The 26161-nt window shown below is 66.2% G+C and carries 23 protein-coding genes; 7 read left to right on the top strand and 16 right to left on the bottom strand.

Going from position 1 to position 26161, the window contains the following annotated elements:
• Positions 1 to 17: 17 nt before the first annotated feature.
• The 3 genes from VNN77_03220 to VNN77_03210 form a co-directional block, all read right to left on the bottom strand.
• On the bottom strand, positions 18 to 914 hold the full coding sequence (locus VNN77_03220) for a 2-hydroxy-3-oxopropionate reductase (protein HXG50400.1): 897 nt from the start codon (positions 912 to 914) through the stop codon (positions 18 to 20).
• Between the two features lie 49 nt (positions 915 to 963).
• The gene (locus VNN77_03215; protein HXG50399.1) at positions 964 to 1653 is read right to left on the bottom strand and encodes an iron-containing redox enzyme family protein; all 690 of its coding nucleotides are present in this window, start codon (positions 1651 to 1653) and stop codon (positions 964 to 966) included.
• Between the two features lie 91 nt (positions 1654 to 1744).
• Positions 1745 to 2944, bottom strand: coding sequence for a transglycosylase SLT domain-containing protein (locus VNN77_03210; GenBank protein ID HXG50398.1), 1200 nt, complete (start codon positions 2942 to 2944; stop codon positions 1745 to 1747).
• A gap of 210 nt (positions 2945 to 3154) precedes the next feature.
• Here VNN77_03210 and VNN77_03205 point away from each other — a divergent pair, with 210 nt between their 5' ends.
• Entirely contained in the window at positions 3155 to 3658 is a 504-nt protein-coding gene (locus VNN77_03205) for a DoxX family protein (protein HXG50397.1), read from the top strand.
• Positions 3659 to 3700: 42 nt separating this feature from the next.
• Here the strand turns inward: VNN77_03205 and VNN77_03200 are convergent, their stop codons facing one another.
• The 3 genes from VNN77_03200 to VNN77_03190 form a co-directional block, all read right to left on the bottom strand.
• Complete coding sequence (locus tag VNN77_03200) at positions 3701 to 4990, bottom strand: FAD-binding oxidoreductase (GenBank protein HXG50396.1); 1290 nt, start codon at positions 4988 to 4990, stop codon at positions 3701 to 3703.
• Positions 4987 to 6282 carry a heterodisulfide reductase-related iron-sulfur binding cluster gene (locus VNN77_03195; GenBank protein ID HXG50395.1) on the bottom strand — a complete coding sequence of 432 codons (1296 nt, stop codon included), beginning with the start codon at positions 6280 to 6282 and terminating at the stop codon, positions 4987 to 4989. Before VNN77_03195 ends, VNN77_03200 begins: the two co-directional genes overlap by 4 nt.
• Positions 6283 to 6359: 77 nt before the next feature.
• A complete protein-coding gene (locus VNN77_03190) occupies positions 6360 to 7799 on the bottom strand; it encodes an FAD-linked oxidase C-terminal domain-containing protein (protein HXG50394.1) in 1440 nt (479 codons plus the stop codon).
• Between the two features lie 250 nt (positions 7800 to 8049).
• Here VNN77_03190 and VNN77_03185 point away from each other — a divergent pair, with 250 nt between their 5' ends.
• The 4 genes from VNN77_03185 to VNN77_03170 all read left to right on the top strand — a co-directional run bounded on the left by VNN77_03185 (position 8050) and on the right by VNN77_03170 (position 13369).
• Positions 8050 to 9225, top strand: a complete 1176-nt coding sequence (locus VNN77_03185) for a twin-arginine translocation signal domain-containing protein (GenBank protein ID HXG50393.1) — start codon at positions 8050 to 8052, stop codon at positions 9223 to 9225.
• 78 nt (positions 9226 to 9303) lie between these two features.
• Positions 9304 to 9972 carry a TRAP transporter small permease subunit gene (locus VNN77_03180; protein ID HXG50392.1) on the top strand — a complete coding sequence of 223 codons (669 nt, stop codon included), beginning with the start codon at positions 9304 to 9306 and terminating at the stop codon, positions 9970 to 9972.
• Entirely contained in the window at positions 9969 to 11987 is a 2019-nt protein-coding gene (locus VNN77_03175; protein HXG50391.1) for a TRAP transporter large permease subunit, read from the top strand. Before VNN77_03180 ends, VNN77_03175 begins: the two co-directional genes overlap by 4 nt.
• 35 nt (positions 11988 to 12022) lie before the next feature.
• On the top strand, positions 12023 to 13369 hold the full coding sequence (locus VNN77_03170; GenBank protein HXG50390.1) for an amidase: 1347 nt from the start codon (positions 12023 to 12025) through the stop codon (positions 13367 to 13369).
• A gap of 25 nt (positions 13370 to 13394) precedes the next feature.
• Here the strand turns inward: VNN77_03170 and VNN77_03165 are convergent, their stop codons facing one another.
• From VNN77_03165 to lipB, 8 genes are all read right to left on the bottom strand, one after another.
• Positions 13395 to 14672, bottom strand: coding sequence for a TRAP transporter large permease (locus VNN77_03165; GenBank protein HXG50389.1), 1278 nt, complete (start codon positions 14670 to 14672; stop codon positions 13395 to 13397).
• Positions 14648 to 15163, bottom strand: a complete 516-nt coding sequence (locus VNN77_03160) for a TRAP transporter small permease (protein HXG50388.1) — start codon at positions 15161 to 15163, stop codon at positions 14648 to 14650. Before VNN77_03160 ends, VNN77_03165 begins: the two co-directional genes overlap by 25 nt.
• A 33-nt stretch (positions 15164 to 15196) precedes the next feature.
• Positions 15197 to 16171, bottom strand: coding sequence for a TRAP transporter substrate-binding protein (locus tag VNN77_03155; GenBank protein HXG50387.1), 975 nt, complete (start codon positions 16169 to 16171; stop codon positions 15197 to 15199).
• A gap of 43 nt (positions 16172 to 16214) precedes the next feature.
• On the bottom strand, positions 16215 to 16919 hold the full coding sequence (locus tag VNN77_03150; GenBank protein ID HXG50386.1) for a hypothetical protein: 705 nt from the start codon (positions 16917 to 16919) through the stop codon (positions 16215 to 16217).
• An 87-nt stretch (positions 16920 to 17006) separates the two neighbouring features.
• Complete coding sequence (locus tag VNN77_03145) at positions 17007 to 17822, bottom strand: 4Fe-4S dicluster domain-containing protein (protein ID HXG50385.1); 816 nt, start codon at positions 17820 to 17822, stop codon at positions 17007 to 17009.
• A complete protein-coding gene (locus tag VNN77_03140) occupies positions 17819 to 19006 on the bottom strand; it encodes an aminotransferase class V-fold PLP-dependent enzyme (protein HXG50384.1) in 1188 nt (395 codons plus the stop codon). The genes VNN77_03145 and VNN77_03140 overlap by 4 nt, the downstream gene beginning before the upstream one ends.
• Positions 19007 to 19100: 94 nt before the next feature.
• Positions 19101 to 19961 carry a lipoyl synthase gene (gene lipA, locus VNN77_03135; GenBank protein HXG50383.1) on the bottom strand — a complete coding sequence of 287 codons (861 nt, stop codon included), beginning with the start codon at positions 19959 to 19961 and terminating at the stop codon, positions 19101 to 19103.
• 18 nt (positions 19962 to 19979) lie between these two features.
• Positions 19980 to 20672: a lipoyl(octanoyl) transferase LipB gene (gene lipB, locus VNN77_03130; GenBank protein HXG50382.1), complete on the bottom strand. Its 693-nt coding sequence runs from the start codon at positions 20670 to 20672 to the stop codon at positions 19980 to 19982.
• Between the two features lie 116 nt (positions 20673 to 20788).
• Here lipB and VNN77_03125 point away from each other — a divergent pair, with 116 nt between their 5' ends.
• Positions 20789 to 22324, top strand: a complete 1536-nt coding sequence (locus VNN77_03125) for an NCS2 family permease (protein HXG50381.1) — start codon at positions 20789 to 20791, stop codon at positions 22322 to 22324.
• Here VNN77_03125 and VNN77_03120 read toward each other — a convergent pair whose 3' ends face one another.
• Together VNN77_03120 and VNN77_03115 are read right to left on the bottom strand one after the other, a co-directional pair.
• Positions 22325 to 22960, bottom strand: a complete 636-nt coding sequence (locus tag VNN77_03120) for a histidine phosphatase family protein (GenBank protein HXG50380.1) — start codon at positions 22958 to 22960, stop codon at positions 22325 to 22327. It lies immediately after the preceding gene.
• A gap of 28 nt (positions 22961 to 22988) precedes the next feature.
• Positions 22989 to 24899: a SurA N-terminal domain-containing protein gene (locus VNN77_03115; GenBank protein HXG50379.1), complete on the bottom strand. Its 1911-nt coding sequence runs from the start codon at positions 24897 to 24899 to the stop codon at positions 22989 to 22991.
• A 197-nt stretch (positions 24900 to 25096) separates the two neighbouring features.
• Here VNN77_03115 and VNN77_03110 point away from each other — a divergent pair, with 197 nt between their 5' ends.
• Positions 25097 to 26131, top strand: a complete 1035-nt coding sequence (locus tag VNN77_03110) for a rod shape-determining protein (GenBank protein ID HXG50378.1) — start codon at positions 25097 to 25099, stop codon at positions 26129 to 26131.
• The last annotated feature ends 30 nt before the right edge of the window (positions 26132 to 26161 follow it).

Raw genomic sequence — 26161 nt, 5'->3', positions numbered from 1 at the left:
GCGGAGGGCCTTCGAAGCTAGACCTTCGTCAGCTCCGTGCGCGCCAGCTCCTCGACCAGCCGCACGAGCGCGGAGTGGTCGAGGTCGCCGTTTCCCATCGACTTCATCGCGGTCATCATCTGAGCGACCTGCGCGGATACCATCAGCGGGACCCCGTACTCCGAGCCCGTCGCGAGCGCGATTTTCATGTCCTTTTCGTGGAGCCGGATGCGGAAACCCGGCTCGAACCTGCGCTCGAGCATCTTCTGGCCGTGGGCCTCGAGGATCTTCGACTGGGCGAAGCCGCCGAGCAACGCCTGCCTGACCTTGGCCGGGTCGACGCCCGCCTTGGCGGCGAGCACGAGCGCTTCCGCCACGATCGCGATCGTGGTCCCCACCACCATCTGATTGGCGGCCTTCGTGACCTGCCCCGCGCCGGCCTCGCCCACGTGAACGATGTTCCTGCCGAGCGCGCGAAAAATCGGCATCGCGCGCTCGACCGCGGCCGGCTTGCCGCCGATCATGATCGACAGCGTGGCGCCGACCGCACCCGCTTCGCCGCCGCTGACCGGAGCATCGAGCATGTCGATGCCGCGCCTTTCCGCCTCGGCCGCGAGCCGACGTGCGGTGACGGGCGAGATGCTCGACATGTCGATCAGCAGCATCCCGGAGCGGGCGCCCGCGAATATTCCTCCTTCGCCGGCGTAAGCCAGCTCGACGTCGGGTGAATCCGGCAGCATCGTGATCACGGTGTCGCACCTCTGGGCGACCTCGCGCGCGCTGTCCGCGGGCTGCGCCCCCTCGCGGACGAGCTCTTCCACGGGCGCGCGGCTGCGGTTGTGGGCGACCAAGGGATAGCCCGCCCGGAGAAGATTTCGCGCCATCGGCTTTCCCATGATGCCGAGGCCGACAAAGCCGATCGTTGTATCGCTCACGATTTCCTCCAGCCCGCGGATAGCCGCGCCGAACCGGATCCGTCGCGGCTCAGCCGTACTCCCGGTAGATGCCGTCGAACTTGCCGAGCTTGATCCGGACCATCGCTTGCGCGCTCTCCCGAACCAGCCGCTCGTCCCGGGCGGTCTCGATGGCGCGCGCGATGCGCTCGGCGGAGCGCGCCGTGTGCTCCTTGTCGGCGACCATGTGGACGGTGAAGAACTCGAGCGCGTCGTCGCCGAGGCCGTAGTTCCGCCGCAGGTAGGTGTTGAACTCCTCGGAGTAGCGGCAGACCATCGATTCGCTGACGAGGGCGGACGCCCGGCTGAGCGGACCGGCGCCGAGCAGCGTGTTGTAAACCGTGCGCGCCGAGTGGATCTGGCACTCGAAGATCTGCGTGGCTTCGGCGAAGTCCTCTTCTTTCAGCCCGAGCGCCAGCCCGACCTTCTTCGCCAGATCGGGGTGCGTTCGCTCCTCGACGAGCTGGTAACCGTAGTAATCGAACAGGTCCGGATCGTGAGCGTTTTTCACCATCCCCAGGGCGAAGGCCCTGAGAATCGCCCGGTTGTGCAGGTAGTGCTGGATGGACCAGCCCTGGATGCGCCGGACCGAAAGCGTCCCTGCGCGAAGCTCGGTGAAGTAGCGGCTTTCCATGAGCCGATGAATTCCCGGCTGGACGATCTCCTCGATAACGGAACGAACGACGGCGTGGCCGTCCATGGTCGGCTCCTCGCTGCTCACCTGCCCGCCAGAGCTTCTTCGAGCAGCGAACAATCGGTCACCGCGGCGCGGCCCGAACGGTTGTCGACGCCGGCGGTGCCGGCTGAGGCCCTCAAAGCTTCGGAATGAGCAGCGTGGTTCCAGCGCGCAGAAGGCTCGTCTTGCGGATGCCGTTGGCCTCCAGGATCTTCTCGACCGGGGTGCGGTAGCGGCGCGCGATCCGGCTCAGGGTTTCTCCCGGTTTCACCCGATGCCGGATGACCGGTTCGTCCGCCGGCCGATACCGGACCTCGACGACCGGCTCGGTGCGGCGGTCCGCGGGAAGCTTGAGGCGGTAACCTGCCGGGACGGTCCGGGTGGATGAGCTCAGCGCCGGATTCCACTCGAAAAACTGGCTTCGGCTGAGCCCGGTGGAACGAATCAGGGTGGCCAGCGACGTCCGATTCCTCACCTCCACTTCGCGGACGGCGAGCGGCGGATCGGGATCGAGCCCGGGGAAGTAGCGTTCGACGTTCCTGGCGATCTCGACCGCGGCCAGGAATTCCGCATAGAAATTCTTCGACGGGTATCCCCAGTTCGGGTGCGTGTACCTCTCGATCAGCTCCACCAGGTTGTCGGACTCGACTTCGGCGACCGCCCGAGCCATTCCTGCGGTGCCGTAGTTGTAGGCGGTGATCGCCAGCGGCCAGTTTCCCAGCACCTGATAGTTCCGGGCGAGCAGCTCGGCGGCCGCACGCGTCGACTCCAGCGGGTCTTTGCGCTCGTCGATGCAGCAGTCGATGCGGAGGAATTGTCTGCCGGTGCGGCGCATGAACTGCCACATTCCCAACGCCCCGGCGCGGGAGCGCGCGTTGATGTCGAAGGACGATTCGACGAGGGGAAGATAGCTCAACTCCACCGGCAGGCCCCGCTCGCGGAAGATCTCCTGGATCTGCCCGAGGTAGCGTCCGGCGCGCCTCAAGCCCGCAGCGGTGCGTTCCTTGATGCCGCGCTGCGCCTTGACGCGGTCGGGATCGACGTTACGTTCGGCGGCGACCCGGCGGCGGTGCGCGTCGATTTCGCGCTGCGAAAGGTTCTCGTCGCCGACCTCAACGACATCGTAGATCACGCTCATGTCGAGCGGATCGAAGAGAACCAGCTGCGTCACGCTGAACTCGCCGAAGATCCGCTTCCAGAACTCCACCGGGGTTTCCAGTCCGGGGAGCAGCGGAAGGGGCTCGGCCGGCGCGGTCTCGGCCCGGGCGCGAACCGGGGCCAGCGCCAGCACGGCCGAAATCAAAAGCCAATGAGTTCGCACGAAACGTTTCGACATTGCCCTCGCGCTCTTGTCGATTCGAGCAAAGCTCATGCCGTTAACCCTGGTCCAGTCGGGGCGGTATTGTAGGAAATTTTATTTCCCGAGACAAACAAAAAAACGCCGGCGCCGATCATTTTTGTCCGGCACGCGAGCCGAAGGGGCCCGAGATTTGACGAAGGGTTTCGACATGCGTATAGTCCTCCCCCCGAGGCGTGGAGGACGGCTTTGGACGGGGCGAGCGCGATTTTGATCGCCGAGGCGGCGTTGCGGCTGGTCTTGGGCTGGCGGTTTCTCGTCAGCGGGCTGAGCAACGTTCGTCGCTGGCCCAACCCCGTGCGCACGGCAAGCCTGGTGTTCCCGCGAGGGGCGACGTTTTTCGGCGCTGCGGCGACGTTCCTCATGCTGGCCGGGGGGCTCGGGGTAGCCGCGGGGTTCCAAACCCGGATCTCGGCGGCCATGCTCGTTGTTTTTCTCCTGCCGACGTTCAACGTGCACTACTACTGGCTCAAAGTTTTACCGGCAATGGCGCCTGCCGTCGCCAATACTCTCACCGATGAAAAAGCGCGGGACACCTTCCGGGTTTTCCACCGTCAATCCTACCATGCGCACGAGGTGGGGATTCGGGACAACCTCGTCTTGCTGGCGGCGGCGCTCTATTTTGCGTTGCGGGGCTCGGCGGCTTACGGACTGGACAATGCCCTGCCGCAATGGGTTTTTCGGTTTCCCTAGGAATCGTCTCACGCCCGTCGGCGGTCCGAGCGGCGCGCCCCGTCAGATTCCTGCCACGAAACGTCCCGGGTTCAGCAGACCCGCAGGGTCGAACTGCCGCTTGATCTCGCGCATCAGGGCCAGATTGTCCGGCGGCGCTCTCCAGGAATCGAGGCCGGCGGGCAGGCCCGGAGGTCGGGAAAAGAGCATGGCATGGCCGCGATGAGAGAGCGCCAGGCCCGCGAGGCTGTCGAAGGAAGCGGCAGGCTCCTTCTCATCCGGAGCGACCCAGATCGTGCCGCTGTCGGCGTGCGCCACGACCCTGGGGGCCGCCGGGCCGGTCGGCGCGGTAAGAGTCTTCACCACCGTGCCGACGGCGCTCAGGGGCACGGTCAATCTGTAAACCGCCCCGTCGTTGCCCAGCGGAAAGTCCCCGACCGCCGTCCAAAAACGCCGGTGGCCCTCGTCTTCGAGAACCTCGCTGGAGAGCGCGCTGCGCTTCGCCATCGATCCGAGATCCCGCAAATGTCGAGCTACCGCCGCGGCAAAGCCCTCGCACCAGACCGCCACGGTGGGCACCTCCGGTGATACTGGCAGCGCCCGGGGGCTGAGAAGCGCGACCGCCGCAGGAAGCAGGAAGGAACCGGAGAGCTCCGCGGCGAGGGCGACCACGCGGTCGAAGGAGCCGGAAGCGAGGAACGTGGCGGCCGATTCGGGGGCGGGCGCCAGCCGCAGCGTCGCCTCCGTCAAGACTCCGAGCGTGCCGAAGGAGCCCGTAAAGAGCTTGCACATGTCGTAACCGGCGACGTTCTTGACGACCTTTCCTCCCGCCTTGATTCGCTCCCCGCTCGGCAGCGCGGCCTTGAGGCCGATCACGAGATCACGCACCGCCCCGTGTGACGCCCGCCTCGGCCCGTTCAGGTTGGCTGCAACGATCCCGCCGATCGTCGTGTCGCCGGGGCGTGGCGGGTCGACGGCGAAGAACTGGCGGTGCGGCGCCAGGGATTCCTGCAGCCTTCGAAGCGTAATCCCGCACTCAACGATGACGGTCAGGTTGGCGGGATCGTGCTCGACGACGCGGTCGAGGCAGCCGAGGCAAAGGACGAGGTCGCAGCGCCTCGGCGGGTTGCCGACCCGCATGGCCGTCCCCCCGCCCCACGGTACGACGGCGGCCTCGGCTTCCGAGCTGAGGCGCAGTATCGAGGCTACCTGCTCCGCGGACGAGGGAAAGCAAACCACGCGGGGCGCCTTGCCCGCGACCGCGTAGCGCTCTGCGGCTTGCGCGTCGAGCTTCACCGCGTCGCGGCCGAGCTCCGATTCGAGGCGTTGCGCGAGCCGGTCGGCGGCGCTCATAGTCGGCGGGCATCCTCCGCTGCGGCGTAGGCGCGGTCGAGAAGGTCCATGAGATGGTAGACTGCCACGGCCGGCCCCCACTTGGCGGTGGCGTAGCCGAGCTGCAGCATGCAGCCGGGGTTTGGGGCGACCACCGCGGCCGCCCCGGTGGCCGCCACGGCTCGGCATTTTTCGCTCGCCAGCCGGCGCGACATCTCCGAGTGAATGAGATTGTAGATTCCGGCGCTGCCGCAGCAGCGATCGGCACCCTCCATCTCGATCAGTTGCAGGCCGGGGATCGCTTCAAGGAGCCGGCGAGGCTCGGCCCTGATGCGCTGGGCGTGTGCGAGGTGGCAGGGGTCCTGATAGGTGACGGTCACATCGAGCCGGCCGAGAGGGCCGCGCAGCCCCAGGGCCGCCAGAAGCTCAGCCGCGTCTTTGACCAGCCCGCTGAACCGGGCGGCTTTTTCGGCCCACGCGGGATCGTCGCGCAAGAGGTATCCGTACTCTTTCATGGCGGCGCCGCAACCCGCCGCATTGACGACGACGGCGTCAACTCCGGCCTGGAGGAAGGCGTCGATGTTCCGGCGCGCCATTCTTTTGGCCGCTTGCGTCTCGCCGTTGTGCAAGTTGAGCGCGCCGCAGCACGTCTGAGCGGCGGGGAAAACCAGCTCGCAGCCGTTCCGCTGCAGAACCCGGACCGTCGCCTCGTGGACCTCGCTGAACAGCAGCGGCATCACGCAGCCGTCGAGCATCGCCACTCTCGCCCGGCGCGCTCCTGCCGCCGGCAGCCGCGAGGGTGCCTTGAAGAAGCGGCCCGGCAGCCGCGGCATCAACGCGTCCAGCTCCTTCAACCGTCCGCGCAGAGCACGCCGCGCAAGCGCCTGCACGCCGCTTCGCTGGTAAGCCCGAAGGATATGCGCCATGGCCCGCACGCGTTTCGGATAGGGAAGCAGCTGCGTGAACGCAAGGTGCATGATTTTTCCCCGCCAGCCGCCCGGCACGCCGAGCAGCGAACGGGCGTGCTCGGCGATCCGTCCGTACGGCACGCCCGAAGGGCAGGCGGTTTCGCAGGCGCGGCAGAGCAGGCAGAGATCGAGATGGCGGCGGAAACGCTCGCCGGGCTCGATCCGGCCCTCGGCTGCCGCCCGCACGAGGTGAATCCGGCCGCGAGGGGAATCCGCTTCGACGCGCAACGCCCGGTAAGTCGGGCACTGGTTCAGGCAAAGCCCGCAATGCACGCACCGGTCGATCTCGGGAACGGCGAAGTCGGCGGCGGCCGATACGCCGGCGCGCTGTGGCGGGTGATCCATGGGTGCACCTCAGCTCGAGATCCTCGAATACAGCCGCGCCGCGCGGCGACGAAACGAACCCGCGCGGGCCGGTGGTTTCAAATCCACAAGCCGGCCGGAATCGTCGCGGGCTGCCGGCGCACCTCGCCGCAGGTCGCCGGGGTCGGAAACAGCTTCGCGGGGTTGAAACGGAAGCTCGGGTCGAAGGCCCGCCGCACGCGCGCCATCGCCTCCAGATCGCGCTCGTCGAACAGCAGCCCGATGTAGGCTTTTTTTTCGAGGCCGATGCCGTGCTCGCCGGTGATGCTGCCGCCCAGCTCGACGCAGGCGCGGAGGATCGCGGCTCCGGCCTCGATCACGCGCTCCAGTTGTCCCGGGACGCGGATGTCGAAGAGAACGTTGGGATGGAGGTTCCCGTCGCCCGCGTGGAAGACGTTCGCGATGCGCAATCCGTGGCGGCTGCTGATCTCCGCGACGCGCCGCATCATCTCCGGCAGCCGGCTGCGCGGCACCACGCCGTCCTGGACGTAGTAGTTGGGGGCGAGCGTTCCCATGGCGCCGAACGCTCCCTTTCTGGCTTTCCAGATCCGCGCCCTTTCAGCCTCGTCGTCGGCGACCCTGGTTTCACGCGCGCCGCTTCGCTCGCACACGGCCCGAGCGAGGTCCAACGTGTGCTCCGCGTGCTCCCGCACCCCTTCGACTTCGACGACCAGGACCGCCTCGGCGTCGCGCGGCAAGCCGGATGGCGACCCGGCCTCGACCGCCTCGATCGTGGTCCGGTCCATCATTTCGAGCGCCGCGGGAATGATCCCGGCCGCCGTGATCTCCACCACCGCACGGGTCGCGGCTTCCATGCGATCGAAAATCGCCAGCAGCGTGCGCACGGCCTCCCGGCTCTTCATCAACCTCACGGCCGCCTTGGTAACGATCCCCATCGTCCCTTCGGAGCCCACGAATACGCCGCGGAGATCATAGCCCGGCACATCGGGAGTTTCGCCTCCGAGCCAGGTGACCCGTCCGTCCTCCAGGACGACCTCGAGGCCCAGGACATGGTTCGTGGTGACTCCGTAGGCCAGGGTGTGCGGTCCGCCGGAGTTGTTGGCGATGTTGCCGCCGATCGAGCAGGCGGCCTGGCTGCTCGGGTCGGGAGCGAAGAAGAAGCCGTCCCGGGCCACGGCGCGCGTGACATCGGCGTTGATGACTCCCGGTTCGACGATGGCCAGGCGGTCGGCGAGGTCGATCCTGAGGATCCTGTCCAGGCGCGCGAGCGAGAGCACGATGCCGCCCTCGGCCGCGACGGCGCCTCCGGCAAGGCCGGTTCCCGAGCCGCGCGGAACGATCGGCACATCTTGCTTGCGCGCCAGGCGGACGATCGCCGAGACTTCCTCGACGTTTCCCGGCAGCACGACGACCTCGGGCTGGACCTGAAAGATGGAGCCGTCCTGTTCGTAAACCAGCACGTCGGCCGGGTCCACCAGAACGTGCTCCGGTCCGACGATTCCGGCGAGCCCGGAAACGAGCGAGGCGGGTGCGGTCATGATCCGCCGGCCCCCGGAGATCGGCGCAGCGGTCTGGAGGCGCTTCGGACGCAAGGCTCGCGCCCAGGCCGCCGTTTCCAGCTTTGCGGCACGGGATTCCGCGGAAGCACGACCAACAACCTATCCGACCCGCCGAGGGGCTGTCAATTGAGATTGACGCCACTTCCCAAACTCTATATAAGCGGTGGCGATAAGCGGTGGCGATAAGCGGTGGCGTTTCCTCTTTTCAATCCAAAACAGGAGGCGAACCATGGCCAGTCCGAATCAGCAGAAACCAACCGGTGACGGCAAGCTGTCGCGGCGCAGCGTCCTCAAGGCGGCGGTTGCCGCCGGCGGCGCGGCAGTGTTTGGATTTCCGATGATCGCCAAATCCCAGGGGCCGATCACGATGCGCTGGCAGAGCACGTGGCCGCAAAAGGACATCTTCCACGAGTTCGCGCTGGACTTCGCCAAAAAGGTCAACGACATGACCGGCGGCGACTTGAAGATCGAGGTTTTGCCCGCCGGTGCGGTGGTGCCGGCCTTCGGGCTGCTGGATGCAGTTTCGAAGGGCACGCTGGACGGCGGCCACGGAGTGCTCGTGTACCATTATGGCAAGAACACGGCGCTGGCGTTGTGGGGGTCCAGCCCGGCCTACGGCATGGACGCCAACATGCTGCTCGCCTGGCACAAGTACGGCGGCGGTAAGGAACTGCTCGAGAAGGTCTACCGGGCCATTGGCGCCAACGTGGTCTCGTTCCTGTACGGGCCCATGCCGACGCAGCCGCTCGGCTGGTACAAGAAGCCGATCACCAAGCCGGACGATTTCAAAGGCCTCAAGTTCCGTACCGTGGGAATCTCGATCGATCTGTTTCAGGGAATGGGAGCGGCCGTAAACGCGCTGCCCGGGGCTGAAATCGTCCCGGCGATGGATCGCGGCCTGATCGAAGCGGCGGAGTTCAACAACGCCACCTCCGATCGCGTCCTTGGCTTCCCCGATGTTTCCAAGGTCTGCATGCTGCAGAGCTATCACCAGAACGCGGAACAATTCGAGGTTCTGTTCAACAAGACCAAATTCGATGCCTTGCCGGCCCGGATGAAGGCCATCATCGCCTCCGCGGTCGAAGCGGCTTCTGCGGACATGTCGTGGAAAGCGATCGACCGCTACTCCAAGGATTATCTGGAAATGCAGACGAAGGACAAAGTGAGGTTCTACAAGACGCCGGATTCGGTTCTCCGAAGGCAGCTGGAAATCTTCGATCGGGTCGAGGCCAAAAAATCCGCCGAGAATCCGCTGTTCAAGGAGGTTGCCGAGTCGCAGAAGCGTTTCGCCGCACGGGCGGTCAAGTGGGACCTCGACACGAACGTCAGCCGCCGCATGGCTTACGACCACTACTTCGGTCGAAGGCCGGCCCGAACGGCCAGCCCGACCGGCAAGAAGAGCTAACGCTTTTCGCCCAGGGCTGCTGCGCCGGTTCGCGTTTCGCTGCCGCATCTCTCCAAGGTATACTGCCGCCGTGCCCCGATGAAGTTTTTGGGCTTGGTTCGCGCCGTCGATCGAATCAGTTACTGGTCAGGCAAGGCCTTTGCCTGGCTGATCGTGGTCCTGACCTTCGTGGTTTCGGTCGAGGTTTTCAAACGCTATATCCTCAACGCGCCCACCGCATGGATCTTCGACTTTAACAACATGCTCTACGGCACGCTGTTCATGATGTGCGGCGCCTACACGCTGGCGCTGGCCGGGCACGTGCGCGCCGATTTCGTCTACATCTACCTCAGGCCGCGGGCTCAGGCTGCGCTCGATCTGGTTCTCTACCTGGTGTTTTTCGTTCCGGGCATCGTGGGGCTGATCTACGCAGGATACGGTTACGCCGCCGACTCGTGGCGTATCGGCGAACACTCGACCGTGACCGCCGAGGGACCGCCGGTGTATCACTTCAAGTCGGTCATTCCAGTTGCCGGGGCGCTGGTGATGCTCCAGGGGCTGGCGGAAATGCTGCGCTGCATCGAGTGCCTGCGCACCGGGGTCTGGCCGGCGCGGCTGGAGGACGTGGAGGAAATCGACGTCGTCCAGGAGCAGCTGGCGCACAGCGAATTCATCGACGAGGAGTCGCGCCGCACGGCCATGCAGGGCGCCCACGCCATCGACGAGGCAGCCCGACACCGCAGCGTCGTGGAGCACAAGAACCCATGAGCGACCCCGCGCTGGGCCTCACCATGCTCGGGCTCATCGTGGTCGCGATCATGATGGGCTTTCCCACGGCCTTCACGCTCATGGGGCTCGGAATGATTTTCGGCTACATCGCTTTCTGGGCGCCGGGGCAGCCATGGTACGAGAACCACGTTTTCGACCTGATCGTTCAACGTACGTACGGCGTGATGACCAATGACACCCTCCTCTCCGTGCCGCTGTTCGTGTTCATGGGGTACATCATGGAGCGCGCCGCGCTCGTCGACCGCATGTTTCACAGCGTTCAGCTCGCCTTCCGCCGTGTGCCCGCCTCCCTCGCGGTCACCACCCTGTTGGTCTGCGCCTTCTGGGGCATCGCATCGGGAATCGTGGGAGCGGTCGTGGTGCTCATGGGAGTCATCGCGATGCGCCCGATGCTGAACGCGGGTTACGACGTCCGGCTCGCCGCCGGCGCGATCACGGCGGGTGGCACGTTGGGGATCCTCATCCCGCCGTCGGTGATGCTGATTGTATACGCCGCGGTGGCCGGGCAATCGATCGTCAAGCTTTACGCCGCTGCGATGCTGCCCGGGTTCTTTCTTACTTTCCTCTATCTCCTTTATATCCTGGGCTGGGCCATGCTTAACCCCAAGATCGCGCCTCGCCTTCCGCCCGACCAGTATCGGGTCGCAGTTCCGCCGTGGCTCAGGCAGCTCGAGGCCGGACGGGCCGGGGTTCCGGGCGGCCTCTTGGCTGCGGTTTTTAAGCCGGGATTTCTGCGCGGTGCGACCACGGCCGACGGGCGCCGGATCGGATACGGCCTGCTCTTGAAGAACGTGATCGTGCTTCTGGTTCCGCTCGCCCTGACCGTGGCGCTCTTCGCCACCGCCTGGTGGTACGTCGTGATCTACAACGCGCCTGAAACGGCCGCGGTGTCGTCACCGGTTGCGGCGGGCGAGCCGGCCGCGCCGGAGCCCGCTTCCCCGGTGCCGGACAAGCCCGAGGAACTCGGGCTGGGCGAAGCGCCCATCGAGCAGGCGGCGCCGCCGTCCGACCAGCCCCCGGAGCAGATGGAGTCGGCCGGTGCAGCGGTCTCGCCGCAGCCGGGAAACAGAGTTCCTGCCCATTTCTATTCGTGGTTCTGGGGGCTCGCGGCGCTCTCGGGCCTGATTCTGCTGGTTTATTACCGGCAGCTGGACGGCGAGCAGTTCGAGATTCTCAAGGAGCTTTGCGTGTCGGTTATTCCCCTCGGCGTGCTCACCGTCGTGGTGCTGGCCGTGATCCTGTTCGGGATCACCACGGCCACCGAGTCGGCGGCGATCGGCGCTCTGGGCGCGCTCTATCTGGCGATCCTGGCCCGTTACCCGCGGGAGGTCGGGTGGTGGAGCCTGGCGGGAGCCTTTGCCGGTTTGCTTCTCGGATGGACAAACGCCCAGCCGGTCGAGCTGCTCGTGTCAAGCTCACTCGGCGCGACCTTTGCCGGGTCGCTCGGGCCGGGCTTGCGTCACCTCAGGGACTCGCCCGAACTCAGGCGCAACCTGAAAGAATCGGTTTTTCTCACCGCCAAGACCACGGCCATGGTTTGCTGGCTTTTCGTTGGCTCGGCGCTCTTTTCCGCGGTCTTCGCGCTCCACGGGGGGCAATCTTTGATCGAACGCTGGGTGCTCGGCATGAATCTCTCGCCGCTCGGCTTCCAGTTCATCGCTCAGCTGATTATTTTTCTGCTCGGGTGGCCGCTGGAGTGGACTGAGATCATCGTCATCTTCTGTCCTATCTTCATTCCGCTCTTGAGTCACTTTCAAATCGACCCGGTGCTGTTCGGGACGATGGTGGCGGTGAATCTGCAGGCCGCATTCCTGTCGCCGCCGGTGGCGATGTCGGCGTTCTACCTCAAGGGGGTTTCTCCGCCCCATGTCACACTGCAGCAGATCTTCGCGGGAATGATGCCCTACATGCTGATCGTCATTCTCTGCCTGGTGTTCATGTATCTCTGGCCGGGGATGACGCTGTGGCTGCCGGAGTTTCTCTACGGGAAGTGACCGCGCCGGCATCGCCGGCCGAGCACGAGCGGCGGATGAAACCGACAGATCCGTCCCGGCTTTCGGCGTCCGCGGCCGCCGCCTGGATCCGCGCGGGCAGGATCAGCTCGGAAGAGCTGGTCAGGGCCTGCCTGGACCGGATCGCGGAAGCCGACGCCGCGATCGAAGCGTGGGCCTTTCTCGACCCCGAGCACGCGCTCGAACAGGCGCGCGCGGCGGATCGCTGGCGCGCGGCCGGGCGTGCGACCGGGCCGCTCCACGGGGTTCCGGTCGGCGTCAAGGACATCTTCGATACCGCCGACATGCCGACCGAGAACGGCTCGGTGCTTTGCGCGGGGCGCACGCCGGCCTCCGACGCCGCGGCGGTCGCCAGGCTGCGCGCGGCCGGCGCAATCGTCATGGGCAAGACCGTGACGACCGAGTTCGCCTTTCTCGCCCCGGGGAAGACGCGCAATCCGCACAACGCCGAGCACACGCCGGGTGGATCGTCGAGCGGCTCGGCCGCTGCGGTCGCGGCCGGAATGGTCCCGGCCGCAATCGGCAGCCAGACCAACGGCTCGACGATCCGACCGGCGGCCTTTTGCGGCGTGCTCGGCTTCAAGCCGACCTACGGCCTGATCCCGCGCCGCGGAGCCTTCATGCTGTCGCGCACGCTGGACCACGTGGGGCTTTTCGCGCGCGCGCTCGAGGACCTCGCGCTCCTCCTCGAAGCGCTCGCCGGGCCCGACGAGGGCGACCCGGACACGCTGCCCTACGCGCGCCTGCCCTACGCGCGCCTGGCGGCCGAAGAGCCTCCTTTGCCGCCGATGTTCGCCTTCGTCAAGACCCCGTACTGGGAGCGGGCCGACGCCGAGACCAGGAAAGGCTTCGGCGAGCTGGTGGAGGAGCTGGGGGCTCAGGTCGAAGAGGTCGAGCTGGTTCCGTCGGCGCTCGAAGCGTGGCAATGGCACCAGACGATCATGGCGGCGGAAATGGCCGCGAGTCTCGAGCGCGAATGGAACACCGGGCGGGAGCGTCTTTCTCGGGTTCTGCGCGCGCAGATCGAGCAGGGCCGGCGGGTGCTTGCGGTCGACTACCAGCGCGCGCTCGCCCGGGTGCCGCCCCTCTACGAGAGCCTCCGCGAGCTCTTCGAGCAGCGCTACGACGCGATCCTGACTCCGGCCGCGCCCGGACCGGCGCCCAAGGGGCTCGACAGCACCGGCGATCCTTCGTTTTGCACGCTCTGGACGCTGTGCGGCATGCCGGCGCTGAGCCTCCCCCTGATGCAGAGCGCGAGCGGTCTCCCCATTGGCGTGCAGCTGGTGGGCCCGCGGCTGGGCGACGCGCGCTTGCTGCGTACGGCGCGCTGGCTGTCGGCCCGTATTGCGGCGCGGCCCGGATGATCGGGCACCGGGAGCCTCGAGGCCGTCACCAGTCCACCAGCCCGACCAGGCCGACGCTGATCCAGGGGACGTAGGTGACCAGGAGCGTGACCAGGGCGAGCACCGCCGTGAACGGCCAGCCGGCCTTGAAGACCTCCCAGAAAGGCAGGCGCGCGATCGCCGCCGTCGTGAACAGGACCGTGGCCACAGGCGGCGTCTGCCGGCCCACGCCCAGGTTGATCGTCACGATGATCCCGAAGTGAATCGGATCGACGCCGATCTGGCGGACCAGCGGCATCACGATCGGGACGACCAGGATGATCGCCGCCGCGGAATGGAGAAACATTCCCGCGACGAAGAAGAACGCGTTGAGGAACAACAGGATCAAGGTGCGGTTCGAGGTCGTCTCGAGGATCGCGCGGGCGAATTTCTGCGGGATCTGCTCGCTGGTCAGGAACCAGCCGAGCACGGCGGAGGAGGCGACGATCAGCATCACGACGGCGGTCTGTGCGGCCGACTCCTTCAGCACGCGCGCCAGCTCCCGGGGCGGCAGCTCGCGGTAGATCAACGTGCCGATCAGAAAGGCGGCGAGCACCGCGAGCGCGGCGACTTCGGTCGCCGTCGCCACGCCGAGCAGGATGCCGCCCCAGATGACGATCGGAATGAACAACGCCCAGAAGGCGCGGAACAGCGAGCGGCCGGCCGCGGCAAGCGTGAAGCGCTGCTCGGTGGGAAAGTTGTACTTGCGGGCGTAATAGTAGCTGAGCGCCATCATGCTCGCGCCCGCGATCGCGCCGGGAAGGAAGCCCGCGAGGAAGAGCTTGGCGACGGAGACCTCCGCCATCCAGGCGTAAATGATCATCGGAATCGAAGGCGGAATGAGAATGGCGGCGGAAGCGGCGTTGGAGACGATGGCCGCGCTCAGCGCCCGCGGGTAGCCCCGCTTTTCCATCGCCGGGATGACCACGTTGCCGATGGCCGCCGCGTCGGCGACCGAGGAGCCCGAGATCTCGCTCTGGATCATGGTGGCCACCACCGTCACCATGGCGAGCCCCCCGCGGATGAAGCCGACCAGGCTGTTGGCGAGATTCACCAGACGGAGCGAGATGCCCGAGGTTTCCATCAGGCCGCCGGCAAGGATGAAAAGCGGAATGGCGAGCAACGGGAAGCTCGACGCGCCTGAAAACAGGTTCAGGGGGACCACGCTGAGGGGAGCGGTGCCGTTCCAGAGCAGGAAGAAGACGACCGTGAGGGAAAGCGCGAAGGCGATCGGGACATTGATCGCCGTGAGCAGGACGATTACTCCGAGGATGAGCCACTCCACTCCAGTTCCGGTCCTTTCTCGCCGCCCCCGCCGCGGAGCAGCCGGGCCAGCCGCTCCAGGCTGATCAGGAGCATCAGGGCGCCGGTGAGGGGAAGCACGCTGTAGACCCATCCCATCTTAACCCAGGGAAGCGACACGGCGGTCTCGTCCCCCATTTTTCGGGTCAGGATCCAGCCGTGATACAGAAGCACCGCCTGGAAAACCAGGATGAAAAGCTCGGCCAGCACCTCGGCGGCGGCGCGCGCGCCGCCGGGAAGGCGCGCCACCAGGATGTCGAAGCCGATGTGGCGGCGGCGGTAGGAGGCGTTCACGGCGCCGAAAAACGTGAGCCAGACGAGGAGATAGGACGCGAACTCGTCGTACCAGACGAGGGAGGCCTCGAGCACGTAGCGGCAAAAAACCCCGAGCGACACCAGGCCTACCAGGAGCAACAGCAGCAAGACCGCCCACCACTCCAGCAGCGCCGCCGCGGCGCCGAAGATTTTGCCCATCGTCGTTCTAGGTTCCGGGCCCGGGCGGGGCGGTCATCGCAGCGACTGGACGAGCTTGACGAGATCCCGGCCGCCGGGCACTTCCCTGCCGAACTCTTCGTAGATCGCGGCCGAGGCCTTGATGAAAGCCTCCTTGTCGACCTCGTTCGCCTTCATGGGGGGCGCGACCCTGCCCATGAGCTCTCTGTCGAGCCGCTCACCTTCGGCGCGGGCGAAATCCCCGATCTCGGCGGCGACGCGGGACAGCGTCGCCTGGACGTCCGCGGGCAGCTTTTTCCATGACTCTTCGCCGATCACGAGGTAGGCGGGCGTATAGACATGGCCGCTCAGCGAAAGGAACTTCTGAACCTCGTGAAACTTGGCGGAGGCGATCTGCGGAAAGGGATTTTCCTGGCCGTCCATCACGCCGGATTGCAGCGCCGAGTAGACCTCCGCGAGAGGCATGGGTGAGGGGTTGGCGCCGTAGGTCTTGAACATCTTCACGCGCCAGACGCCGCCGGGAACTCTCAGCTTGATTCCCTTGAGGTCCTCAGGCCGGACGATCGGCCGGACGTTGTTCGTGATGTGGCGAAAGCCGTTTTCCCACACGCCGAGCACCCTGATCCCTTTGGCGGGAAGGCCGTCGAACAGGGTTCTGCGCGCCTCAGGGTTTTCGGCGACCTTCTTCATGTGCGCCCGGCTGACGATGATGTAGGGCATCTCGAAGACGCCGAACTTCTGCTCGACCGTGCTCATTACGGTCGAGGGCAGGAACATCTCCGGGGCGCCGAGCTTGACGCCGCGCATCATTTGCTCGTCGCTGCCGAGCTGGCTCGAATGGAACACCTTGATCTCGAGCTTGCCCTTCAGCGCCGCGTTGACGCGCCTGGCGTACTCGTCCGTGGTCAGCGCGAACAGAGAGCCCGGAAACCCGACGTGGCCGAGCCTGAGGGTCGTGCTCTGCGCCCGCGATCCCTGCGCCGCCAGCAGCCAGCCCAAGGCCACAAGACCGAAAAGCGCTCGCTTCATCGCCTTCTCCTTTCCTCGCTTGTTCGCCGCGGAGCGGACCGCCTCAGGGATTCCTCGTGCGCGCCGATTCGAGGATCGCTTCGGCGCGGCTGGGATTGAAGACGCCGCAGCTGCAGAACCGCGCCATCACCCGCGCCGCCTCCGCGGCGCCGCGGCGGTTTTCCTTCACCCAGTCGATCATTTTCCTGGCCAGCGCGGCGCTGATCATGCCGTGACCGCACATCGTCGTGAGCTCGAGCACGAGCGAGTCGGGAAGCTTGTCCACGCGGCCGCAGAAGCCGAGGGAATATTCGACGCTGTGGCGCGTCATCCCCGCTTCGCGGCAGCAGCGGTTCGCCTCGTCCATCGGGGCGCTGATGTTGACCGAGATCCCGAGATCGGCGTCGCGCAGCTCGGCGACGAACGCCCTCATGTTCTCGTAGCGGTCGAAGACGGCCGCCACGGTGGTGTGTCCCTCGATGCCGGCGATGACCGCCTCCGCGTCGGCTCCCGTGTCGCGGCGCCAGTGGCTGGTCGGATCGAGGGCCCGTTGGGGCCGAAACGCGCCGCCCCGCGTGGCATCTCCGATGTTGACCGGGCGGTGTTTGAGCGCGAGCCGCAGGAACGCGCGGTATTTGGCTACGAGATCGTCGTCGTTCACCCCCCGAGTCGCCATCGCAAAGACGACGAAATCGTCCCGCACGGGCTCCGGGTCACGCGGCCGCTCGGTCGCGTAATGCTCGCTGTAACGGTGGAGCGTGTTGGTCATCGGAACCTCGGCCGGAAGCCCGGCGCAAAACACCCCGAGCGGCCGGGACCGCACCGCGGAGCGTCGCGCGCTACAAGCGCGATCCGGTCAGCCGGCATCGTGAACCGCCGCGGCCCGCCCCAGGCCGAGGTTCGTTTTTCCCCGGTAGGTCGGATATCCCTCGCGCTCGAGCATTTCCCGCAGCGGTTCTTCGCCCCCGGCGCCGCAACGGGTGGAAACGCCAATGCTGATCACGGTGTTGACCTCGGGTGAAATCCGCCGGATACGCCGCAACACCATGGGCACCTCTTCCAGACGGGTTTTGATCTCCACGATCGCCGAAAGCACTTTCTCGTCGAGGATCTCCGGGTCGAGAAGACCGCGCTTCCGATCGCTCATGAGCGAAGTCACGGGATTGTCGGGTTCGAACTCGATGCCCAGCTCGGCCAGGGCCCGGGTGACCCGCTCGATGTCCCGGAAGCGGGCGCCGACTCCCGGCCGCCCGAACTCGATCACGAAGCCGGCCTCGCCCTCTCCCACCCGGCGGGTGACGTCGTTGGTTTTGACCTCGGCGGTGCCGCGTCCGTGGATGCCGGTCGATTCGTGCGGCACCTGGGGGTCGGAGAAAGCCCGGCGCACGAGCCGCGGCCATTGGAGGTCGTCGGGCGCGAACGCATCGGTCGGACAGATATCGGGCTCGGGGTCGAAGCGGAACCGCAACAGGTGCGCCGCCTTGCGAATCGCCCGCACGAAGCGCGGGTTCAGGTGCTCCCTGGACATGCCGCGATAGCAGGCGAAGCACTCCACGCATTCGTCCGCGTTCACGCGCGCGCGGTTGAGCGCGGGATCGATGTAAATCGCTCCCATCGGGCACACGGCCAGGCAGTTGCCGCAGGCCACGCATTTCTCCGGGTCGATCCTCATCGGCCGGACCCCGTTCCGCTTGCCGTGCGCAAAAGATAGGTTTCGGCCGCGGCCAGCCCCGCTCCGAGAGGCACGGGGACGCCGAAGCTCGTCAGGGTCATCTCGATCCCCGCCAGGGCGCCGAGCAGCTCGAGCTCGTTGAGGCTGCCGAGGTGTCCGATCCGAAAGATCTTGCCCTTGACGTTTCCCAACCCCGGCCCCAGTGGCAGCTCGAGCGTTCGCCGCGCGTGCGCCAGGTAGGCGTCGGCGTCGAGCCCTTCGGGCATGCAAACCGCCGTCAACGTGTTCGAAGCCTGCTCGGGCTTGCGCGCAAGCAGGCTCAGCCCCATCGATTGCACCGCGCGTCGGCACGCCTCGGCCAGCCGCGCGTGGCGGGCGAAGACGTTGGCAAGTCCCTCCTCCTCGAGCATCGCCAGGCTTTCCTTGAGGCCGAAGATCAGCGCCGTCGCGGGCGTGAACGGAAACTCGCCGCGCGCGTTGCGCTCGAGCACCGGGGCCCAGTCCCAGAAGTAACGCGAGCATCTCGCTGAACGATTGGCTTCGAGGGCTTTCGCGCTGACCGCCAGGATCGCCATTCCGGGCGGCAGCATGAGCCCCTTCTGCGCTCCCGTGAGGGCGACGTCGACGCGCCACTCGTCGAAGCGAAAATCGATCGACGCCAGCGAGCTCACGACATCGACCAGGAGCAGCGCCGGATGGCCGCAGCGGTCCATGGCCCGGCGGATGGCGGCGATGTCGTTGACCACGCCGGTGGAGGTCTCGTTGTGCAGGACCAGGACGGCCTTGATGTCGCGCCGCGCGTCCGATTCGAGCCGCGCATGCACGGTCTCAGCGGGAATCGCGGCGCCGTAGGGCACCTCGATCTCCTCCACCTCGATGCCGTGGGCCCTGGCGGTGTCGCAGAACCGCTCGCTGAAGTGGCCGTTGACGCAGCCGAGGACACGGTCTCCGGGAGAGAGGGTGTTGACCACGCATGATTCCCAGGCGCCGGTGCCGGAGCCGGGGCAGAGAATGATTTCGGCCGACGAGGTCTGAAAAATTCTCTTCAGCCCGTCCAGGACCTCGCGGAGCAGGCAGGCGAACTCCGGTCCCCGGTGATCGATCAGGGATTGGGACATGGCCCGCGAGATTCTCTCGGGAATCAGCGCCGGGCCGGGAATCAGCAGGAACGGCCGTCCGGGCATTGGCTTGGGCGCACGCTATCGAATCTCCACCGAGGCTGTCAAGCTGAAAAGCCGGACGGGCGGGCTCGGCGGGAGGTCGCGCCGGCTCGCCGCGTCAGGAAACGGCCGGAGCGACGTGGCTCCAGGCGTGATAGGAGCTGCGCACGAGCGGACCGGATTCCACGTGACGAAAGCCGAGCCGCCCGGCGTCGGCCTTCAACTCTTCGAATTCGCTCGGCGCAAGGTAGCGCTCGACCTTGAGCTGCTTGGGAGAGGGCTGGAGGTACTGGCCGAGGGTGACGATGTCGACCCCGTGCGCGCGGAGATCCGCGAGCGTCTGCAGGACCTCGTCCCGGACCTCGCCGACGCCGAGCATGAGGCCGCTCTTGGTCAGAACGTCGGCGCGCATCTCCTTCGCTCGCGCGAGGAGGCCGAGCGAGCGCTCGTAGCTGTGGCCGGGTCGCACCCTGCCGTAGAGGCGCGGGACGGTTTCGATGTTGTGGTTCAGCACGTGCACGCCCGCGTCGAGCACGGTCCTGAGCGAGCGCAGGTCGCCCTTGAAGTCGGGGATCAGGACCTCGACGCGAACCCCCGGGTTGAGGGCCTTGATCCAGAAGACCGTCTCCGCGAAATGCCTGGCGCCGCCGTCGGGAAGGTCGTCGCGATCGACCGAGGTGACCACGACGTGCTCGAGCCCCAATTCTCTGACCACGCGCGCCACGTTGCGCGGTTCTTCGGGATCGAGCGCCGAGGGCACCCCCTTGCCGATCGCGCAGAAGCGGCAGCCGCGCGTGCAGGTATCGCCGAGAATCAGGAAAGTCGCGGTATTGTGGCCCCAGCACTCCCCGATATTGGGGCAGCGGGCTTCCTCGCAAACGGTGTGGAGATTCTTCGCCCGCAGCGTGCGTTTGAGCCGGAGATAGTTGGGATTTCCCGGCGGTCTGACCTTGATCCAGTCCGGATGCCTTCGGCCCATGGCGTTTGCTTCCCTCGTTCACGCGCTGCGCGCGGCGGCGTTCGGCGACGGTTCCGCGATAAAGCGATCGTCCGGGGCTGCGCGGGTCTCGCCGTAGCCGAAGCGGCGCGCGAAGCAGCCTAGAAATCGGCTCTTGACCTCTTCGCCTCGCGGCGCCGTTCCGAGCTCCCGCGCCATCGAGGTGACCCCGGCCCACCGAAGCCCGCACGGGACGATCGCGCCGAAGTACGCGAGGTCGGGATCGACGTTGAGGGCGAGGCCGTGAAGGGTCACCCCGCGGCGGACGGCGACCCCGATCGCCGCGATCTTGCGGTCGCCGATCCAGACGCCCGTATAGGGAGGGCGGCGGCTGGCCTCGATGCCGTACTCCGCGAGGAGATCGATCGCCGCCAGCTCGAGATTCTTGAGATAGCGATGCACCTCCTTGCGGAGCCGGGAGCGCAGGTCGATCACCGGGTAGACGACCAGTTGCCCGGGCCCGTGATAGGTAACATCGCCCCCCCGGCTGGCGCGGTGGACCGGTATCGCGCCCGGCGTGAGCACGTTTTCCCGCCTGCCGCCGCGGCCGAGCGTGTAGACATGGAAATGCTCGACGAACAGCAGCGTGTCGGGACAGAGATTCCGGCGCCTCAGATCGGCGAGCCTTTCCTGGAGCGCCTGGGCTTCCAGATACTCCACCCGCCCGAGATCCCGGTAATACAACGTCGCCATCGGTCCACTCTTAGCGTCCGCGTCCGGCGCTTGCAACCCTCGCTGTCGTGCATTTGACAGCCAGGAGCGGGAGCCGTTACATAAGCGACATTCTGTTCGACGCAAAGGGCGGCACTATGGCGCAGTCGACGTTCAACCCGCCGTGGTTCGTGCGCAAGGACCTGGACGGGTTTTTCGGCTTGATGATCGACAATCTGATCCAGCTGGTCCTGATCGTGACGTTCTGCCGGGAGCTGATCCACTTGCCCGACGGCTACATCTTCGGCCGGATCCTTCCGGGCGCGGCGGTTTCCATCCTGGTCGGAAATCTGTTCTATGCGTGGCAGGCCCGTCAGCTCGCCCGCCGTACGGGCCGGGAAGACGTCACGGCGCTGCCCTACGGCATCAACACGGTGAGCCTCTTTGCATTCGTCTTCTTCATCATGCTCCCCGTCTATCAGGAGACGGGGGACCCGGTGAAGGCCTGGCGGGTGGGGCTGGTGGCCTGCTTCTTCAACGGCGTCATCGAGATCGCCGGTGCGTTCGTCGCCGAGAGCGTGCGCCGCGTGACGCCGCGCGCCGCCCTGCTCTCGGCGCTGGCCGGGATCGCCATCACGTTCATCTCGATGGATTTCACGTTCAGGATTTTCGCGCAACCGCTGGTCGCGTTGCTTCCCATGGCGCTGATCTTCGTGGCCTACTTCTCGCGCCAGAGGCTGCCGCTCGGCCTTCCCGGGGGCATGGCGGCGGTGGCGGTGGGCACCGGGCTCGGCTGGCTCCTGGGCACCGCGCGCAGCGCCACGGCGCCGCTCCGCTTCGGGCTGTCGCTTCCCGAGTTCACCGGCGGGCCTTTGTGGGAAGCGCTGCGCGATCCGGGATTCCTCAACTATCTCTCGGTCATCCTGCCGATGGGAATTTTCAACGTCGTCGGCTCTCTGCAGAACATAGAAAGCGCCGAGGCCGCCGGCGACTCCTACTCCACGTTTCCCTCGCTCCTCGTCAACGGGATCGGCTCGGTGGCGGCGGCGCTGTTCGGGAGCGTCTTCTCGACCACGATCTACATCGGCCACCCGGGCTGGAAGAAGCTCGGAGCCCGCTCCGGCTACTCCAGTCTCAACGGCTTGTTCATCGCGTCCCTCTGCCTTACCGGAACCATTCAGGCGGCGCTGGCCTTGATTCCGCTGGAGGCGGGAATCGGCATCCTGCTCTACATCGGCATCATCATCGTGGCCCAGTCCTTTCAGGAGATACCGCGCGAGCACGCGCCCGCGGTGGCTCTCGGAATCGTGCCGGCGCTCGCCGCCTGGGGGCTTCTCATGGTGGAGACCGGGCTGAGAGCGGCGGGAAAATCGCTTTACACGGTCGGGCTCGCGCCCTTCGGCCAGAGCCCGGCGATGCACGGTATGGTCTCTCTGCAGCAGGGGTTCATCTTCACGTCGATGATCGTCGCCGCCATCGGCGTGGCGTTGATCGAGCGGCGCTTCAAGACGGCCGGCGCGTGGTCTCTGGCGGCGGCCGCGTTCTCGGCGCTGGGCATCATCCATGCCTACGAGTTGACGCCCGGGGGCGTGGTGAACCGGTTCGGGCTGCTGGCGGCACCGGAGTTCGCCGGCGGCTACGCCATGCTGGCCGCGTTGTTCTTCGCGGTCGAGCTGCTGCGCGGCGAGGACTGACTAGCCCTCCAGGGGCTGCGCCGGAGTCCCCGGCGCACACGGGACGCCGTTCATCTCGGTGATCGACCACCGACGGGCCGGCGAGAGGTTCAGGCGGGTGAGGCTGCAGGGCTCGAGGCGAAAGGTCCGGTAGCGGTTGAGATCGGTGCCGGTGATGCGGCAGACGATGCCGAGAATGGGGAAATGATGGCTCACCACGACCAGGGTCTCCTCGTCGCGGTGGCGCAGAACGATGCGGTTCAAGCCGTTCCACGCGCGCTCCGCCACCTCGACCAGCTTTTCGCCGCCCGGGACGCGGATTTCCGCCGGTTCGGTTCGCCAGCGCTCGAGGAACTCCGAGTAGCGGATCTTGACGTCGTCGAAGGTGAGCCCTTCAAGCTGCCCGTGGTCGAGCTCGTGGAGATCCTCTTCAACGGCGACCCCAAGACCGTGAGGCCGGCTGACGAGCTCGGCGGTCTGGCGCGCCCGCTTGAGGCGGCTGGAGTAGACGGCATGGATTCTTTCCCCGGCCAGAAGCTCCGCGACCGCCCGGGCCTGGCCGATGCCGGTGGCGTTGAGCTCGAGGTCGGAGCTGCCCTGGCAGCGCCCCTCGAGATTCCAGTCCGTGGCGGCGTGGCGCAACAGCACGATCTGCACGATGATCTCTGCGTTTGTGGGCGCCGGATCAGAGCTCCTCGAGGGAGCCGATGCGGAGCTCGATCTTGGCCTTCGCCTTGAGGCCGTCCTTGAGCTTTTCCAGCAGGCGCTGGCGGCTTTCCGCCAGCACCTGCTTCATGAAAGTCTCCTTCTCCTTTTCGAACTCCGCCATGTCGGCGTCACGCCGGTCCTTGAGCGCGAGCAGGAAGGCGGCGTCCTTTTGCACGAAGACCCTTTCCGCCACGGGCTTTTGCGCTGAGATACCGAGGCTTCCGCCGCGCAGTTCCTGGAGATCGCCGATCTTGGGGATCTGCGTCGCGCCGCGCGGAAACCATCCGGTCTCTTCGACCTTAAGGCCGTGTTCCGCGGCGACCTTCTCGAGGTCCTGGCTCTTCTTGAGCTGGTCGAGCAGGGTGTTGGCCTGCTGCAGCATCAACTCGCGGGCCTTCGATTCCGTGAGCCCCTTTTCGATTTTCGATCGCACGGTTTCCAGAGGCGGCAGCGACGGCTCTTTACGATCCTTCACCCTGAGGATGTAGAAGGCGTTGGGCCCCTCGATCACCGGACTGATCTCCTTCGGTCCCAGGGAAAGAGCGTTCTTGTAGAAGTCCGGCGCCGGCCCGATTTCCGGCAGGATCTCGCCGGCGGCGAAATGCCTCGTGGTGCTCAGCGTCGCGCCGCTTTCCTTCGCCAGCCTGGCGAAGTCCGCGCCCGAAAGCGCCCTGGCGCGATCCCGGTCCGCCGCGTTCCCCGCCTCGCGCCTGCTCTTGTCGATCAGCAGCGCGCGCCGGATCTCCGGCATGGCTTCCTGCAGCGTCTGTGTTTTTTCCGGTTTGATCTCCTCGACCTTGAAGACGCTGAAGCCGGCGGGGCTTTCCACCGGCCCCCCGATCTCCCCCTTGGCGAGGGCGAAGATGGGCTTGTCGAGCTCCGGCGGCAACTGCCCCTGCGCGAGCCAACCGAGGTCGCCGCCTCGAGCGGCGGTGGGATCGTCGGATTGTCTGCGGGCGAGCTGGGCGAAATCTTTCCCCGCCCGCGCTTCCGCGACGATCCGGCTGGCGCGGCGCCGGGCTTCCTCCTTCTGCCCGGCATCGGGACCGGCCGGCCGGACCAGGATATAGCGCACCTTGGCCTGCTTCGGCGAATGGAAGCGGTCATCGCGATGCGCTTGATAGAACTCCTCGATCTCCTTTTCGCTGATCGTCGCGGCCGCGGTGAACCTTTCGAACGGATAGGCGAGATACTCCACCTGAACCCGCAGGGGATCCTTCAGGGACTCCTGGTTGCGCTCGTAAAACTTCTTGATCTCTTCCTCGGTGACCTTCGCCGAGGCGATGAAGTCTCCCGCGGAGACGCGGACGAAGCGGAGATTGAGCATCTCGCGCTCGAATCGATAGCGCTCCCGCGCTTCGGCTTCCGACAGGCGGACCGAGTCGAGCACGATGGCGTAAAGACGCTGCACGGTCAGGTTTTCCCGCTGCTCTTCCTCGAACTGCGCTGGCGTGAGGCGGTTGGCGCGCAGCACCTGGAGGTAGCGTTCCTTGTTGAAGCGCCGGTTGACGTCGTGGAACTCCGGGATGCGCGCAAGAAAATTCGCCAGCTCGTCGTCGGTCACCGCGAGCCCGAGGCGGCGCGCTTCCTGCAGCAGCAGCCGCCGTTCGATCAGCTCCTCGAGCACCGCGCCTTTGAGATTCATGGCCTTGACGAGCTCGGGTGTGAGCGTGACCTTGAAGATCTCGCGGTAGCGCTCCATGGCCCGCTGCAAGGAAAGAGCGAATTCCCGGCGCGTGATCGGCTCGCCGTTCACCTCGGCGACGTCGGGCGACGACGGGTCGCGGAGCTTCGTCCCCCCGTAGAAGAGCGCAAAGACAAGGATGATGATCCCGAGAAAGAAGGTGATGATCCAGGAACGCTTGCGTTTTCGTAAAAGGTCGAGCATGGATGTCGTCCCCGTGCGGCCGCGTGCCGCGCGTAAACGATCCCATCATAGGGAATGGGCCTTCGCAATGCAAACGATCCCCGCGCCGCGATTTGGCTTTTTCCTCTGGTTTTTCCGTAGCTTGCTTGGATGACCCAAATCTGTTATTTTCACCGTGCCGTTTTCCTCTTGCCAACGGTGATAAAGGAGCGTTTGCGATGCTGGATGCCCTTTTTGGGGTCTTTTCCAACGATCTTGCGATCGACCTCGGGACCGCCAATACCCTGATCTACGTCAAGAACCAGGGCATTGTCTGCAACGAGCCTTCGGTGGTTGCGGTGCAGCAGCGCAACGAGCGGGGCGGCAAAAAGGTTCTGGCGGTCGGCGCCGAAGCCAAGCGGATGCTGGGCCGAACGCCGGGAAGCATCGTCGCGATCCGGCCGCTGAAAGACGGCGTGATCGCCGATTTCGAGATCACGGAGGCGATGCTGCGCTACTTCATTCAAAAGGTGCACAATCGACGCACGCTCGTGCGGCCGCGTATCATCGTCGGGGTGCCGTTCGGGATCACGGAGGTCGAAAAACGCGCGGTCCGGGAATCGGCGGAATCGGCCGGGGCGCGCGAGGTCTACCTTATCGAAGAGCCGATGGCGGCGGCGATCGGTGCGGGCCTGCCGATCACCGAGCCGACCGGGAACATGATCGTCGACATCGGCGGCGGCACGACGGAGGTGGCGGTCATCTCGCTCTCCGGAATCGTCTTTTCCCGTTCCGTGCGCGTCGGCGGCGACAAGATGGACGAGGCGATCGCCCAGTTCATCAAGCGGAAGTACAATTTGCTGGTCGGCGAGCGCACGGCCGAGTTGATCAAGATCACGATCGGCTCCGCTTATCCCGGCGACGAGATCCAGACGATGGAGATCAAGGGTCGGGACCTGGTCGCGGGCGTGCCGAAGACCGTCGTGATCACGGACGAGGAAATCCGCGACTCGCTGCTCGAACCGATCAATCAGATCGTGGAAGCGGTGCGGCTGTCGCTCGAGCGCACGCCGCCGGAGCTGGCGTCCGACATCGTGGATCGCGGCATCGTCCTGGCGGGCGGCGGAGCGTTGCTCCGCAACCTGGATATCCTGATCCGCGAGGAGACCGGCCTGCCCGTCATGATGGCCGATGATCCGCTGACCGCCGTGGTGATGGGCGCGGGGAAGGCGCTGGACGAAATCTCGCTTCTCAGGGAGGTGGCGGTCCATTAGAGCTTCGGGAGCGTCCCCTCGAGGCGATCG

This window comes from Candidatus Zixiibacteriota bacterium (genome assembly GCA_035574315.1).
Lineage (GTDB): Bacteria > Desulfobacterota > Binatia > UBA9968 > UBA9968 > DATLYW01.
The sequence above is the reverse complement of the archived record's forward strand: the minus strand, read 5'-3'. Positions and strand labels throughout refer to the sequence as shown.